The following is a 1050-nucleotide window of genomic DNA, read 5'->3' on the forward strand; positions in this document are numbered from 1 at the left end:
TGGCGCGCAGCGCCTTGACTGGCGCTGTTCCTGGGGGTGGTGCCTCAGGATGACTTGGGGGTGAAAGTCCCCTGCACGCCCGGCAAGGGGAAGTGCTAGCCGACGGCAAGGGTGTCTCCCGCGAGGGAGAATCCGAAGGCAGCCCGAGGCAAAACGCTGGCCTGACGAACAGGAAGCGGATACGAGGCGCTATGGCGGGGTGAGATGGCCATAATCATCAAAGCCCAGTACTTGCACGGAACGCCATGACGTAAATCCGACAGGCATAAGCGGGAAGGTCGCGCGTCTTACCCTGGGAGGTCTGGTGGTTTGCCACGGTGCTACCGCCGTCGAGAGGCGACGGGATGGATCACCAGACGTCAGCAGAGGCCATAGTAAGTGTCGATTCACCCCGGCACCAAGGGCCGAACATGAAGAACCGCGAGTAGGCGATAACGTCTCGAGGATCGATCATGAAGACAGACACTGACGCTAACACCGTCACTCACCCAGAGGGGCAGGGGCGGTACCCCGCGTCCCGGCCGGTGAGCGTCGAGACGAGCCCGGCGTCGTTATCGTGGACGAAAGCGGAGCCAGCCTCGCTCATGGAACGGGTCGTAGACCCGAAGAACATGGAGCGAGCTTACCGTAAGGTGGTCGCCAACAAAGGCGCACCGGGTGTCGATGGCATGACGGTGCATCAACTGGCTGACCACTTGAAACAACACTGGCCAACGCTGCGTGAGCGGTTGCTGGCCGATGAGTATCACCCCAGCTCGATCCGAGCGGCCACGATCCCTAAGCCTAAAGGCGGCGTACGGCAACTCGGCATTCCGACGGTCACTGACCGACTGATCCAGCAGGCGCTACTTCAGGTGCTGATGCCGATCTACGACCCGACCTTCTCCGAGTCGAGTTACGGCTATCGCCCCAAACGCAGCGCCAAGCAGGCCGTCTCGGCCATGAAGGCCCACGTCACCGCCGGCCACCGCTGGGTGGTCGACCTTGATCTGGAAGCCTTCTTCGACCGAGTGAACCACGACCTGCTGATGGCCCGGGTGGCGCGGCGCG

Annotated in this window: 1 protein-coding gene; it reads left to right on the forward strand. The window is 62.6% G+C overall.

The features are described 5' to 3' along the window. Positions 1-452 precede the first annotated feature (452 nt). Positions 453-1050 (forward strand): reverse transcriptase domain-containing protein (locus QT231_RS24205; protein WP_308339325.1); only part of this gene is annotated, 598 nt, incomplete at its 3' end.

The organism is Halomonas sp. SpR1 (assembly GCF_031010175.1).
Lineage (GTDB): Bacteria > Pseudomonadota > Gammaproteobacteria > Pseudomonadales > Halomonadaceae > Vreelandella.